This is a genomic window from Psychrobacter sp. CAM01, from assembly GCF_032842965.1.
Lineage (GTDB): Bacteria > Pseudomonadota > Gammaproteobacteria > Pseudomonadales > Moraxellaceae > Psychrobacter > Psychrobacter celer.
The window spans coordinates 156,315-171,872 of the sequence record NZ_JAWJBL010000005.1; the positions used below are offsets into that span (position 1 = coordinate 156,315).

Annotated in this window: 9 protein-coding genes; 1 reads left to right on the top strand and 8 read right to left on the bottom strand. The window is 46.7% G+C overall.

Features of this window, described 5'->3' with window-relative positions:
- Nucleotides 1-414: 414 nt before the first annotated feature.
- The gene (gene purL, locus R0I52_RS02315; protein ID WP_317052987.1) at nucleotides 415-4,413 is read left to right on the top strand and encodes a phosphoribosylformylglycinamidine synthase; all 3,999 of its coding nucleotides are present in this window, start codon (nucleotides 415-417) and stop codon (nucleotides 4,411-4,413) included.
- Nucleotides 4,414-4,678: 265 nt separating this feature from the next.
- Here purL and R0I52_RS02320 read toward each other — a convergent pair whose 3' ends face one another.
- The 8 genes from R0I52_RS02320 to R0I52_RS02355 all read right to left on the bottom strand — a co-directional run bounded on the left by R0I52_RS02320 (nucleotide 4,679) and on the right by R0I52_RS02355 (nucleotide 14,873).
- Entirely contained in the window at nucleotides 4,679-7,807 is a 3,129-nt protein-coding gene (locus R0I52_RS02320) for an ATP-binding protein (protein WP_317052988.1), read from the bottom strand.
- Nucleotides 7,808-7,907: 100 nt separating this feature from the next.
- On the bottom strand, nucleotides 7,908-8,105 hold the full coding sequence (locus R0I52_RS02325) for a hypothetical protein (protein WP_317052989.1): 198 nt from the start codon (nucleotides 8,103-8,105) through the stop codon (nucleotides 7,908-7,910).
- A gap of 28 nt (nucleotides 8,106-8,133) precedes the next feature.
- Complete coding sequence (locus R0I52_RS02330) at nucleotides 8,134-8,964, bottom strand: N-acetylmuramoyl-L-alanine amidase (protein WP_317052990.1); 831 nt, start codon at nucleotides 8,962-8,964, stop codon at nucleotides 8,134-8,136.
- Between the two features lie 278 nt (nucleotides 8,965-9,242).
- The gene (locus R0I52_RS02335; RefSeq protein WP_317052991.1) at nucleotides 9,243-9,383 is read right to left on the bottom strand and encodes a hypothetical protein; all 141 of its coding nucleotides are present in this window, start codon (nucleotides 9,381-9,383) and stop codon (nucleotides 9,243-9,245) included.
- 238 nt (nucleotides 9,384-9,621) lie between these two features.
- A complete protein-coding gene (rsfS, locus tag R0I52_RS02340; protein ID WP_317052992.1) occupies nucleotides 9,622-10,023 on the bottom strand; it encodes a ribosome silencing factor in 402 nt (133 codons plus the stop codon).
- 201 nt (nucleotides 10,024-10,224) lie between these two features.
- Nucleotides 10,225-11,133: a nicotinate-nicotinamide nucleotide adenylyltransferase gene (locus R0I52_RS02345; RefSeq protein WP_317052993.1), complete on the bottom strand. Its 909-nt coding sequence runs from the start codon at nucleotides 11,131-11,133 to the stop codon at nucleotides 10,225-10,227.
- Between the two features lie 206 nt (nucleotides 11,134-11,339).
- Nucleotides 11,340-13,487, bottom strand: a complete 2,148-nt coding sequence (pta, locus tag R0I52_RS02350) for a phosphate acetyltransferase (RefSeq protein WP_207969698.1) — start codon at nucleotides 13,485-13,487, stop codon at nucleotides 11,340-11,342.
- 153 nt (nucleotides 13,488-13,640) lie between these two features.
- On the bottom strand, nucleotides 13,641-14,873 hold the full coding sequence (locus R0I52_RS02355; RefSeq protein WP_317052994.1) for an acetate kinase: 1,233 nt from the start codon (nucleotides 14,871-14,873) through the stop codon (nucleotides 13,641-13,643).
- Nucleotides 14,874-15,558: the final 685 nt, after the last annotated feature.

The following is a 15,558-nucleotide window of genomic DNA, read 5'->3' on the forward strand; positions in this document are numbered from 1 at the left end:
CTGCTATCAAGCAACTGCCATCTAGCATAACGACTACTGGCAAAGCATTTATATAGGCTGCCAGTAATGCGATGTGACGGTTTGTAAGGACTATAAGTATTAAGTAAAAATTGTGACGGCATCCATCAAAGCTTGCTGCTTTGCAAATCCTCAATGCTAAAAAGACAAGCCAAGTAAGACTATATGAGTAAGGCTATCTATGTATAAAACATCAATGAATGACAATGCGCCATGTAGCCCTAACGGACAAAAGGACAGTCATTAGCACAGCAGATTGCTGCTGCATCAAGTAAAGAAGCCGTCACTTTGGCAATTTATCCTGGTTTTGGCCTGCTTATTATGGGGCTTCTTGTTATAATACGCAGACCATTTACTTTGCATGGCAGAGATGCCTTTCTTACGGATTATGCCTTTATGATGACCATCGCCGGACAACCGTTTCTTACCGATTTTCAGACGCAGCAACTCATCAGTCAGTTTCAGCAAAAGACCGAACTAAATGTCAGCCAGATCCATACTCAGCAAGTGTATGTGCTATCACGAAAGCTTGTTGATGAAGAAGCGCAAAAAGCGCGGGACTTGCTGGGCGTCACAGCGGGCACTGAGCTTGTCGCCCCAGAAGCCAATCAGATACAAGTGATCGTCGGGCCACGTTTTGGGACGATCTCGCCATGGGCAAGTAAAGCGACCGATATTTTTAATAACTGTGAGATTAAAATCAATCGCGTCGAACGTGTCATTGTTTATACCCTCACGGTCGATGGTAAAGCAGGCGAAAAACTGCCAGTAAATGCTGAGCAGTTGTTATTTGACCGTATGACCCAGAGCTTGGTTTATGACTTAAACGACGTGAGCAAGTTGTTTGATGACGAACCACCAGCGGCGCTCAATCGTATCGACGTGATGAGTGAAGGACGCAGTGCGCTTGAGTCGGCCAATACTCAGTTTGGTTTTGCGTTGTCGAGCGAAGACATTGATTACTTGATGAATGCCTATGTCAATGAGCTGCAGCGTAATCCGACCGACGTCGAGCTGATGATGTTTGCGCAGGCCAACTCTGAGCATTGCCGTCACAAGATCTTCAATGCCGAGTGGACGATAGATGGCGAGGTGCAGCCAAAGTCATTGTTTCAGATGATCAAAAACACCTATCAATCAAACCCACAAGGCATCTTGTCTGCTTACAAAGACAATGCGGCAGTAATGGCAGGGGCAGAGGGGCTGCGTTATTATCCGGTGCCAACCGATGCGATAGACGCCAATTCAACCCATCCGTATGCTTTCCATCAAGAAGCCATCGACATCTTAATGAAAGTCGAAACCCACAACCACCCAACGGCGATTGCCCCTTATGCTGGTGCGGCAACGGGCGCAGGCGGTGAGATTCGTGATGAAGGCGCAACAGGCCGCGGCGGTAAGCCAAAAGCCGGTCTGACAGGCTTCCATGTATCGCACTTGCATATCCCTGAGATGCCTGAGGAGTGGGAGCAGTCTGGTCAATTAAGCACGCAAGACTACGGTACGCCAGATCGTATGGCGACTAGCCTTGAGATTATGACCGAAGCGCCATTAGGCTCGGCCAACTTCTCCAATGAGTTTGGTCGTCCCAACCTATGCGGCTATTTCCGCAGTTTTCAGCTTGATACCTCAGCGGCAAAAGACGGCAGCGAGATGCGCGGCTATCATAAGCCCATCATGCTGGCCGGTGGTTATGGCAATATCAAACGCAACCTTATCGAAAAAAATGCCATTCGTGAAGGCGACCTGCTTATCGTCCTTGGTGGTCCTGCGATGCAAATCGGTCTGGGCGGCGGAGCAGCATCGTCAGTCGATAGCGGTGAGTTGGATGAAGGTCTAGATTTTGCTTCAGTGCAGCGTGATAACGCCGAGATGGAACGCCGTTGTCAAGAAGTCATCGATCGCTGCTGGGCCTTAGCGGGGAACGATATTGACGCTAGTAATGCCAGTAAAGACGGCAACCCAATCGTCTCTATCCATGATGTTGGGGCAGGCGGCCTGTCAAATGCCATGCCAGAGCTGGTCGATGACCATGACATGGGCGCGCATTTAAACCTACGTAAAATCCCGTCGCTAGAAGCAGGCATGTCGCCAATGGCTATCTGGTCAAATGAGGCGCAGGAGCGTTATGTCCTCGCGATTCGCCCAGAGAGTAAGGAGCAATTCGATGCGATCTGTGCTCGTGAGCGCTGCCCGTATGCTATCTTAGGCGAAGCGACTGAAGTGCGTCAGCTTATCGTTGATGATGAGCTATTGGATGAGCAGCCGGTTGATATGCCGATGCAAGTATTGCTCGGTGGTACGCCAAAGATGCAGCGCAGCTTTGAGCGTCAAGAGACTGAGTTGTCCGCGCTGAACTTGGCTGATGTCAATCTAACCGAATCCATCAAAGATGTGCTACGTCATCCAACTGTCGCGAGCAAGTCTTTTCTTATCAGCATTGGTGACCGCTCGATCACCGGTATGGTGGTACGTGATCAGTATGTGGGCCGCTATCAAGTGCCCGTCGCTGACTGCGCGGTGACAGCATCAGGTCTGGTGGCGCTAGATGGTCAGCCGATGACTGGTGAGGCGATGAGTGTCGGCGAGCGTACGCCTGTCGCCCTTATCAATCCAAAAGCCTCTGCGCGTCTGGCGGTTGGTGAAGCCATTACCAATATCGCAGGTGCCCGTATCGCTCAGCTATCCGATATCACCATGTCGGCGAACTGGATGGCCGCTTGCGGTGACGACGCAGAAGACGCGGCATTGTTTGACGCCGTTCACGCAGTTGGTGAAGAGCTGTGCCCGGCACTCGGTATCGCTATTCCAGTCGGTAAAGACTCGCTATCGATGCGTGCTAACTGGACGGATAACGATGAAGGTGAAAACCAAGACAAATCAGTCGTGTCACCAATGAGTTTGGTCGTGACGGCCTTTGCACCGGTCGCTGACGTGGCAAAAACCCTCACCCCTGAGCTGATCAACGGCGACAGTGCGTTTTACCGTATTGACTTATCTAAAGGCAAATTGCGTCTGGGCGGTTCAATCCTTGCGCAAACGGCAAGCCAATTGGGCAACGAATGTCCTGACCTTGAAAAGCCAAGCGACTTGATCGACTTCTTTAACTTTATCCAAGCGGGTAACGCGCAAGGCGTTATCAGTGCTTATCATGATATCGGTGATGGTGGCTTGCTGGCGACGATTGCAGAGATGCAGTTCACCAGCCGTCAAGGTATCAAGTTGTCATTGGCTGATGACAATCTACTCGGTCAACTGTTCAGTGAAGAGCTGGGCGCAGTCATTCAAGTGTTACCAGAAAACGTCGCAGCTTTGATGGAGCTAGCGGAGCAATATAACGTCGGTGATATGCTTAGCCTTGTCGGTCAAAGCACTGAAGAAGATAGCCTTATCATTCAAACCCCAACGCTCATGGGTGACGATACCCTACGCTTTAGCCGTGCTGAGCTGCAACAAGAGTGGAGCCAAGTCAGCTACCAAATCGCCCGTCGCCGTGACAACCCAGCGTGCGTCCAGCAAGAGTATGACTTAATCTCTGATGCCAGCCATCAAGGCCTGATCGCTGCACCAAACTTTAATCTCAATCAAAAGGTTGAAGAACCGTACTTAAATAGCCGCGACACTAAACCGAGAGTCGCTATCCTGCGCGAGCAAGGCGTCAATGGTCAGACCGAGATGGCAGCAGGCTTTACCCAAGCTGGCTTTGAAGCGGTCGACGTGCACATGAGCGACTTACTAGAAGGCCGTATCAATCTACGTGACTTCGACGGTTTGGTTGCTTGTGGCGGCTTTAGTTATGGTGACGTGCTCGGCGCAGGCTCAGGCTGGGCGAACTCTATCTTGTTCCATGACGAATTGCGCATGCAGTTTGTACGCTTCTTTGCCCGTCCGGATACCTTTAGTTTAGGCGTCTGTAACGGTTGTCAGATGATGGCGCAATTGAAAGATTTGATCCCAGGCGCAGAAAACTTCCCACGCTTTATCGCCAATAAATCAGCGCGATTTGAAGCACGTACGGTCAACGTCAAAGTTGAGCGCACCAAGTCCATCCTGTTTAAAGGCATGCAAGACAGCATCTTGCCAATCGCTGTGGCGCATGGTGAAGGCTATGCCACCCTGGACAACACCGAAATCGACGGTATGGCGAAGCACGGTCAGCTGGCGATGCGTTATGTCGATAGTCAAGGTCATCCGACCGAGACGTATCCGCTCAATCCAAATGGCTCGCTCGGTGGGGTCACGGGTCTATGTAGCACCGACGGCCGCGTCACCATCATGATGCCGCACCCTGAGCGTAACCTAAAAGCCTACAACCACAGCTGGAAACCAGAAGCGTGGGATGAGGACGGCGCGTGGATGCGTATGTTCCGTAATGCGCGGGCTTGGTTGCGTTAAGATAATTTGAATTAGTTTAGATCATAAGAAAGGTGGGCTTTGGCTCACCTTTTTTGTGTTTGGGGTTTGGTTCTATTGGGAGCTAATCCTGCTTTTCGCTACTATCTTAGTCGTTCACTGGAGCGGTGGCTAAGGCTAGAGGCGTTCCAACATTCAAGCGACCACCTCTAGCCACGCCTCCGCAGCCCAGTGACCAACCAAGTATATCCGCTGCAATCAGGGCTAAAATGCGCCTCCTAATAACTATTATAAGTCTTCTACATATTTAACCTGCTGGTTCATGAAGTTGGTCTAAATTACCTAAATCAATAGGTGTTACACTTAATCCGCGCTGATACTCTTCATACCAAAGAGTGTATTTGTTTTTTGCTATATCAATAATTTCTTTTTTTATTGCATTATATACGTGTCCAATTTTTTGATTCGTAGAAATAGATTCACTTTCATATATATTACAGATAGTATCATTTGGAATCTCAATTACACCATTTTCGAAGTATACAAAAGGAAATACAAACAATTCTTCAAGTTTTGAGTTGGAATTTAAATCTTTCAATGCCAGAAATGTTTCTTTATTTAAAAACGATAAATTTACCACATCGAATTTATGGACAAATTCAAGAGGATATAAGTCCGAGTTCATATAATCTTTAATACTAAAATTCGGTGAGTCTAGCAAATAATCAATGCCTAATAGATAATTATCACTCACAAGCCTAGATGATCTTAGCGTGCTGTCAATATTGATAATTGGTTCTTCAGTCAAATATTTGCTTTCCAAAGAACCTTTATAATATATTCCACTTATATAATTATATTGCGAAGAAATACCTAAGCCATCATTCGTAACATTATATTTTCTAAATCCATTATCTAAAAGAACTCTATCAAAATACTCGTTACCCAAAGTAAGTCTTAATAGATCAGAGTTAATATAAGTAATATTATTTTCTTGTAGAGTATTAGCTATTGGCTCATTTTTTATTAAATTGTCTGTAGTGAAGCCGATTGAATCAAGTACATCAGAAAATTTGTAATGTTCGTTTAGAGGATACTTTTTCCAATTATTATCTAGAGATACTTGTAGTCCAGTGAGCATTAGAAATAAAGAAGTTTTATTGATGTCACTGTTCAGTAGCCTAAGAACTATTTCGTTGTTAGTAGCTATTTTTTCAACTAAGCTCTCAAAGAATTCTTCTAGTAACTGATTAATATAATCTGTGTTATTAACCTCTTCACGATTAAGAGATAGTATATTTGAAGAGTGAGAACTATATATATCTATTAATATCCTCATCTCTAAATTCTCCAATACACCAAGCTCAAAATTTATATCAGATGAATGCACTAGTTGACCACGGTACATGATAGCTATATTCTCAGGATCCATATATTCGTTAAAATAATAATTATTTGTAGATTCGTTTTCATCCTCATATATCAACTTAAGTGCAACACCTAGGTTCTTATCCCAATAAAAATTTTGATCATGTAAGCTATTATTGAATAAAGAACTATATTTGGTCACTAAAGTTTCAGTGTTTGAACTTACTTCAAAGTTTAATGTGGGGTTAGTAACTATATCACTTATATCAATAATTCTTCTAAGCGCTCTATTCACACCTAAACTCTTACCACCTAAAATTAAATCGATTAATTTAGGGTAGTCATCTATATAATACTCATCTATATAGTCTCGATTATCAGTTATAGAAAATTTTTCTAAGACTATTATTTTAGTGCCATACTTACCTAGGTCATCGATCACCTCGATAAAGCAATACCCAGCTCTACCTGACAAAGGTGAATTCAACTCAATTTTTAAGCTCTCATGAGTTAAGCGACTTTTGGTATAAATTATTATTTTTTGTTGGTCGGTGGGTAGGTCTTGCATTAACAAAAAAGCACTGTGCAAACCAATGCCAAATTCACCAGAAGGTCTCATCCACTCTGGCATATCACGGACTATCTTTTGTTTTTCCTTATTGTTTTTAGAACCAGCAATTTTTTGCATATATTCTAAGTCTTTTTTAGATATACCGACTCCATTATCTTCAATACTAAACTCCCATAGGGTTGACTCTTCATCTTTTGAAATTTTCTTACAATCTAAAGTAATAGGGTATTTTTTGAATAACTCACGAGTTTCGCTATCATAGGGATTAGCATCTTTTGGTAAAGGCTCCACAGCATTATCATGACCATGCTCTAACCAACCCCTAATCATAGTTGCATCAATTGCATTTTGAATAAGCTCTCTATAGATGCTCATATTATCTTCATATAAGTTATTGCCTTGCAGCAACTCTATGGCACTACGCTCATCCAACGAAAACTTCATTGGTTTGTCATTGAGTAGAATTTTTTTATCAGTCATCTCAACATCAAGTTTATTGATAGTTGGGAGTAATCCGAAGTCACGACTGGGCACGATGTTTTTCCACTGTGACATTTGATTTTGAATCTCTTCACGGATCCAATCAAACCAGTTACGGCATTCAATATATGCCATCTCAGTACTACAAATAGCTGTTACGCTTACCGTTTCATTATCTAGCTGAAATTCTCGAATCGCTTGATGCTTATGTTTATGCGTTCCGCTAAATGAAGGCATATTGCCGACTTGTCTTGCCATAACTGGGCAAAAGCGGTTGTCATCAATATCAAATAAATCACCTAAACGTAGTAAGCAAGCGACAAAACGAGGGTGGCAATTTTCTGTACCCATGCCCGTTTGTCGAAAAGGTAATGTTTTCATCACATAATCGTCAAAACCAAGCCCATGCGCCCAGCATATCTGACCAAGATAACGATAGATACGTTTCGGGAGAAGTTCAGTACGAGGAGAGCTAATACCAAGTTTTTCAAAGGGGTCTAAGACTACTGAATTTGAGTTTTTGGCATGACCACGGCGATACCACTCAGCAATCATTTGACGGTATTTTTCGACGCCTGTATGTGGGTCTGAATGATTAACAAGTGCTTTATTCCAGCCATCTTCGTGCCATACTTTGGCAAATTCATGTAAGTCTTGTGTATTGTCATTAGCTAAGCTTTCGACATATTCTTTGAAGTCATCTTCCTCAAAGACTTTTTGAACTTCATCAGCATTAAATAACATACCGATGTCATGCCAGTATGCCGCTTCCAATATTAACCATGTGTCTGTTGCTGTCAGCTTTTCAATGTTGTTACCAAGTAGACGTTCTATATTGACGAGTATTTGCTGTGAGTGCGATTCGTTATGACTACTAAAGTGTGGATAATAACTCCCCACATTTTCAAGCGACTTACCGACGAGCTTTTCATCAAACTCCCATTGCGACATCAATATTCTAGTATTGCTATCTTCTTCGGTTTTTCTTTTAAGATGCTTTATTAACCCTGCGCTCATGGTAAGTCCTACTCGTTATGTACAATTAGTATTGTAGTGCTAAATTCTACGAACTTAATTCTACCTTAAACACATGAACAAAGGAGAAAGGATATTTCAATTAATTATCCTCTGAATCTCTTTGAGCCTCAGCGATCAACTCATGAATCCTAGCGCTTTCTCTTAGCACACAAGCCTCATAGGCCGACAGCTGCTCAGGCTCTTGTTCTTTTTGCTTTTCTTGCTCCTGTTCTTGTCTGGCTTTTTCTTCTAGGTATTTCTGTAGCTCGTCTTGTTCGTCGTATTGTGAGTTAGTCATGGTTTATGTCTCCTAGCATTTTTATCACTTAATAAAAGTCATCACGACCAGCATACTTTTTATTTAATGCCTTTAAGATAGCATAAGTTTCCAAATCCATCTCGCCCGTTGGTCGCTGCGGGCGAAAATGTAGCTGAAAGGCATAGACTACATCTCGGCTGGCTTTGTCCCATTCGTCACTGTTATTGATTTGATAACCATAATCGCGAAACGCTTGCTTAATCTCAGGTATCGTCGCTGCGGCAAAGGTGTCTGGATGCATAAAGAACTGCTTATCAAATTCATCATACCAAGCGCCAACGCCGTACTCTTTATATAGATGCTGCCAAGGGAACTTGGCACCAGGGTCGATTTTACGGGACGGTGCTATATCAGCATGGCCGACGATGTTTTTCGGCGGGATGTCATAGCGCTTGGCAATATCTTGCACCAGCTCAGCGACTTTTTTAATCTGTAATTCATCAAATGCGACATAGTGCTCGTACGGATGATAGTCGAGCGCGCCATTGTTTAGAGTATTGCGATATTCAGGCTTGATGCCTGCATTGACAATCTCGATGCCGATGGAGGTATCGTTAAGTATCGTCCTACCGGCAAACCCGCTGTCGCCTGCATGCCAAGCGCGCTCGCTCTCATCTACCAAGCTATAAATCTTGTCATCGCGTGTATCCAAGATCAGATAGTGGGCGCTGACTTGACCGGTGGTCAGGGTTTTTATCGAGCGCTCATTGTCTGAGACGGTGTAGTGCAGGACGATGGTTTTGATACGCTCGCTCTTGCCAGTAGCTTGATAGCTGGTGCTATCGATGACATAGCGCGGCGTCGATGTTGCCACGCAGCCGCTGAGTGGCAGGGCCATGCACAGGGCCCATGCGAAAGGTTTTACCATGTTTGGCCTATTTGAAAGTTTTTGCTTTTACAATAAGGATGTACTCTTAAGAATGTAATCTAAGGCGTGGCCTCAATCCAATCGACTGTCGTCTAAAGTAGTCAGCTAAACGGGTTAAAAATGGTTAAATCTGGCCAAGTGCTGTCAGATGGCAATTTGCCTCATTTTTATTCTATTTTTCAAATGAGGGCACGCCCTAGTATAAGGCTTTTGCGTATTTATTTTTTCAATCATTATGATTGGTATTGCTATCTGTTTTTAGGTCGACGGGCGAATGGCATGGCTTTGCCTGCGCGCACCTCTATCAAGGTCGCAATATGCAGCGGTAACGGGTGATTAAAATCTGTATGAGCGTTGGGGGTCGCGGTGTTGGCAATGGCAGTACTCATGGCGTGTCCTAGCGGATGATTATCTGGAGATAAAAAGGTTTTATCGTGACATCATAGTAGCGCAAACGCGGCGCAGTTGCAGTCTTGTTGACCAAACCCCAAAAAAAAGACCAGACGGGTTCGCTGATCTTTTTTGTATCACATGTTTTTGTATCACTTGCATTAGCCTATATAAGGTAGTCGGCTAATATAAGTCGATATATATGCGTCTGTAGAAAAGACAGCTGGTGGCCGTAGATTAATTGCGGCGACCGGCTTTCTTTTCGCGCGGGGTGGCGACCAGCTCAGCTAGGCTTTCAGGTGATGACCATAGACCTTCAAGATCATAGAACTCGCGGGCTTGCGGGGTCATCATATGCACGACGATAGCGCCTAAGTCGATCAAGGTCCAATCCGAGTCGTTACCGCCTTCACGGCCAAGTGGCATAAAGCCCGCTTGCTTGACCTCGGCTCCGACGCTGTCAGCCATCGCGCGGACATGGCGCTTTGAGGTACCGTTTGCGATGACGATACGCTCCATGACATCGGTTAGGTTCTCTACATTCATCACGGTGACGTTTTTTGCCTTCATGTCATCGAGGGCGCTTTCTACAACGGCTAAGCATTCTTTTAAACGGTCGTCAGTCATGGTATTGGTCATAAATTTTCATCTCTTAAATCGTAAATATATAAAATAAAATGTTAAAGCATCCGTCTGCCTAGGGCGACATTATCCCAGTGACTATTATGTCAAAGTGGCTATCAAGCCAGTAGTCCAACCATTTGCCAAAACATCAGTCAGCGTATCAGCGGTCAAGTCCTAGAGAGGCGAGCGTGGCAAAATAACAAAGATAAGGCGATTTTAACGGAATTGCGCCGCAGAATATAGCTGATGGGCGATAATATAATGATAAACAGCAGGATTTAGCCATTTAGCGAGTGGATCGGGCGGGTTCATAATAGCATTGATAGCGGATGCTGCGGTCATTTGCTCGTCTATAACTGGCTTGGTATGGTTGCCAGCCGCGCTATCAGGCACCGATTCGCTATCACCACGGGGCTGCTGCTGTAGCGTTTGCCGTATCTGCGTGCTGGATATGGCTGCTACTTGCCGTATGTCTATATAAATGCGGCCAGACGCTGGGTTTTTCAAGACCGCCTGATCGATCGTAGGGTCTGTAGGCGTTTGAATAAAAGAAGGCTGAGAGATAGGCTGGGTCAATGCCGCTGGCGAGTCGGTGACTGCTGCCTGCAGAGGTGTGGGCAGCCAATATTGCAGCGCTAGTCTGGTGTTATCCGTATCAGGGACTGACATACTATCGCGATAAAAGACCCACAGATGTACATAATCGGTCAGCTGTAGCCCATCTTGCCATTTATCCAAACTGCGGGCGCTGTCCATACCCATGATAAATATCAAGCTGTCGGCAGGATAACGCTGGCGCAAAGTGCGCACGCTATCGATGGTATAGACAGGCGGCGGCTGCCAAATCTCAAGCTCATCTATGTATAGTGGCGTGCCTTGTATCGCCAGCTTTAGCATGGCCAAACGATGCTTGGGGTCGCTGCTTTGGCGCTTGAAGGGTGAGCGGGCATTGGGCAACAACGACACATAAAGCGCGCGCTGCTGCGCTTGGGCGAGTGGTAGCAGGCTTTGATAGACTGCCATCGCCATCTGTACATGCCCGCGATGGACAGGGTCAAACGAGCCGCCAAGATAGGCACGAATGGCAGGTACAGGGTACGCAGGTTGCAGGGCAGTATTTGACATAGATAAGCGAATAAAAAGCGGATAAAAATGTAGTGGCTCAAAGACGTGAGATGAACTATAGCATCATTGTGAGCGTGTGGCAGTAGATGTCATGAAAAGCGCGCTATATTTGCTCAAACTTCACTAATAAAAAACCGACCATCAGTATGACAGTCGGTTAAATAAAAGACAGAATAAAAGACAGTACTACGTAAGCCAGGCGATAATTAAATCAAATCGCTATAGGCTTGGATGGCGGTCAGGGCGATGGTATAGATGATATCATCGACCAGTGCGCCGCGAGATAAGTCATTTACCGGCTTGTTGAGGCCTTGTAGCATGGGGCCGACGCTGACCACATTGGCACTACGCTGTACGGCCTTATAAGTGGTGTTGCCCGTGTTTAGGTCTGGGAAGATAAAGACATTGGCTTGACCTGCGACCGGTGAGTCGGGCGCTTTTTGTTTGCCGACACTCATCACAGAGGCAGCATCATACTGTAGTGGGCCATCGACTTTTAGCTCGGGTGCCCGCTCGCGGACGATTTGGGTGGCACGCGTGACTTTTTCTACATCCGCGCCGCTCCCTGATGAGCCAGTAGAGTAGCTGATCATGGCAACTTTTGGATCGATGCCAAAGGCGGCGGCCGACTGCGCTGACTGAATAGCAATCTCGGCGAGCTCTTCGGCATTTGGATCTGGGTTGATGGCGCAGTCACCATAGACCACCACTTGCTCAGGCAACAGCATAAAGAACACCGACGATACTAAGGAGTATTGTGGTGCGGTTTTTATGAGCTGAAAGGCAGGACGCACGGTGTTTGCCGTGGTATGAATAGCACCAGATACCAAGCCGTCGACTTCATCTAGCTGTAGCATGATCGTCCCTAAATAGACCGTGTCTTTTAGGTATTCGGCGGCCACCTCTGCGCTGGTCTTGCCTTTGCGGCGCTCGACGACAGCAGCGATATATTTGCTCATATCAAGGCTATCGGGATCGATGATCTCAAGGTCATCAGGAATGGTCAGATCGCGGTTTTTGGCCACTTGCTCGACATCGGCGCGCTTGGCGAGCAGTACACAGTTGGCGATACCGCGGCTTTGACAGATGCAGGCCGCTTCGACTGTACGTGGTTCCGCGCCTTCTGGTAGGACGATACGTTTTTTGGCATGTTGGGCCTTTTTGACCACTTGATGACGAAACGCAGAAGGCGACAGGCGCGGCTCATGGTTTTGGCTAAAATAAGTCTTAATCCAGCTCAAGTCTAGGTGCGCGGCCACATAACGCGCCACTTCATCAGCGCGCTCGGTGTCGTCACTTGGAATCTCAGAGCTCATATGCACAAGGCTCTGTACCGTCTCGTAGCTGTCGGATTCGACACTCATGACCGGAATGCCCGTTTTGAGCGCCGACTGCCATAGCTCAGCGACGGTGGCGCTTGGCTCGACGCCGCCTGTCAATACCAGCCCTGCCAGCGGAATACCATTGATACAGGCCAAGCCTGCGGCCAATAGCAAATCATCGCGATCGCCTGGTACGACGATCAGGGTGCCGCGTTTAAACACCTCGTCGACACGTGACACCGAGCGCGCGGTGAGGCTAATGCGGGTGATGCGGCGCGATTTGGCTTCGCCGACGTTGAGCCACTTGGCATCAAGCTCGGTGGCGATATCCCACGTGCGGGGCACAGACAGCGAGTCACTAAACGGCACCACCCCGATTAGGCGAAATGCATCGGTGTTAAAAGTAGGGGAGAGGCGCTGCACCTCTTGCATAAAGGTGTCATCTAAGCTGACGATGGCCTCGCCTGGTGCGACGGGCTGCGTCTCAAAGGTATTTGGCACGTCGTGTACGCGCATCAAAATCACCCCAAGGGTGCGGGCGTTGACGATACCACCGAATTCGCGCGCGTGCACATCGATTTTATCTGCCAAATGCGCCGGATTTTTGGTGTCGGCGGTGCTGACAAAGATGATTTTGGCATCGAGTGCGTGTGCGATGGCGCGGTTGATTTGTGAAGCATAAGAGGTTTCTGTGGTCGGCACCAGACCTTCACAGATGACCACGTCATGATTGTCGCCAATCGTATGATAATTGACCACCACTTCTTCCATCAAGTCGTCTAGGTTGTCATCACCCAGCATACGCTCAACGCGCTGACGGCTGATCGATTTTGGTGGGTTGAGACCAAAAGCATGCATGGTCAAAGCGCTGGTACTGTCCAAGCTATGCTGCTTATCAAAGGTATCATCTTGCAAAAACGGCTTCATAAAGCCGGCTTTGATACCGTTATAATCAAAAGCGCGAATCAGACCGAGCGCCGCTGATGTCACACCGATACCGCGACTAATGGGAACAAGTAAAATGGTTTGCATAGTGTATCCTACGGTTTATTGTATTTTTAAAACGTGTTCATCCTTGCCAGAATGAGTCAGATGGATGCCGCGCTTTTTGATAGCACTCCTCAAAGGCACGGACAAAAACGCTGACAAACCCATCCTAACGATGGATCTGTCAGCAGACAGAATCTAGGCGAGGCTCAAGGCTTCACGAGTTTCTTGAGCGATGCGGCATTCTTCGTCCGTTGGGACGACCCAAAGCTCCAGATGGCTGTCCTCTGCGTGGAAACTGCCTTCGCTACCGCCAAACAGCCCTGCGTTTTTGTTGGCATCGACCTTGATACCAAAATGACGCATCACCTCTAAGATACGAGTACGCGTGGTGACCGAGTTTTCACCGATACCACCGGTAAAGACGATACCTGTCAGCTCAGGCAGCGCACAGCTTAAGCTGGCCAGATATTTACCCACGCGGTAGCAGAACATCTCGATAGCCAGTTGGGCATCTTGGTGGCCTTCGTTGGCCGCTTCTTCGACTGTACGCAGGTCGTTCGATAGCCCTGAGATACCCAGTAGGCCACTTTCGTTATTGAGCATCGCATCGATGTCTTCTAAGCTCATATCAAGCTGGCGCTTTAGATGCATGTGTAAACTTGGATCGACATCGCCACTACGGGTACCCATCATCAAGCCCTCGAGCGGGGTCAGCCCCATGCTGGTATCCAGACTCTTGCCATCATAGACAGCGGTCGCCGAGCAGCCGTTGCCCAAATGCGCGGTCAGCCAGCCATGCGGGCCTTTTGTTTGAGTGATTTCACTGGCGCGCTCTGAGACATAGGCATGAGAGGTGCCATGAAAGCCATAGCGGCGGATTTTATGCTCTTCGTAGAGGGCTTTTGGTACTGGGTAGCGAAACGCCACCGGCGGCATGGTTTGGTGAAAGGCGGTATCAAAAACCACCACCTGCGGAATCTCGGGGTAGATGGCTTGTACCGCTTCGATGCCCAAAGCGTGAGCTGGGTTGTGTAGCGGAGCCAATATTTTTAGGCGTTTGACTTCGTCTAAGACATGCTCATCGACACGTACTGCTTCTGAGTACTCGCGGCCACCATGGACCACGCGGTGTCCGACAGCGATAAAGTGATACTGCTCTAATAACTCAAGGATTTTTTGTAAGGCCAGTTTGTGCCGGCCGCCTGGGATAGAGATTTCTAGCTTATCGCCATTGATGGTGGTGTGTTTGATACGGGCGGTGTCAAGGCCTAAGTTTTCGGCCAGCCCAGTGATACGGATAGAGTTATCTTCGCTGATGAGGGCGTATTTGATAGAAGAAGAGCCGCAGTTGAGGACTAAGGTAGGGTTGGTTAGGGTTGAAGTTTCTGCGTTTTGGTCGTAAAAATTGGGATTTAGGCTGTCGCTCATATTCTCTCTATCCTTAGATGGTTTTTGTTAAATGGTGACTCAGCAAATGAGTCGCGGGGTAATACACAAAAACCAGCGATATCCAAGCTGACACAGGTCCAGCAAGCATATGGCTGATTTGAGATATCCTTGGCTGTCACGGTCATTCAGTGTGTGTTGAGTTGCCCGCTAGCACCCAAACACAGTCGCAAGGTCCGTCTATAATGTAACACATTTTTGTGGCTATACCATGATAACTATCAGGGTTAAAGCCATAAATCGTTGCTTGGTCAATACAACTGTACACCGAGTGTAGTCAATGTCTATCGAGCGTTAACACAAAAAATAGCAGCCAATAAAAATTGTAAGAAAGTTTGTCTAAATCAGGATAATGCGCTTTTTTGTGCTCAAAAACTGTCCGTTTGTCCGCCAAGAAAGCGATGAGGAATTTATTGCCCTATCATGTTCAGTATAGGGGGCGCTTTATGTCATAATGCGATTACCCAATCCGCCCATGGATGCTTTTTTGGCGGAATCATTCGCTTATTTATAGTCGATTCTAAATAAAACAGATACGTTATATTTCGACGCAGAGCTGGTATCAGTTTTTTTGGCGTACTGTGCCTGCGACGCTCGATGCTGGGAAAAATCCATCCCAGTCGCACTGTATCAGTTTTTATACTGAGCTCACTATATGTTGTCATAT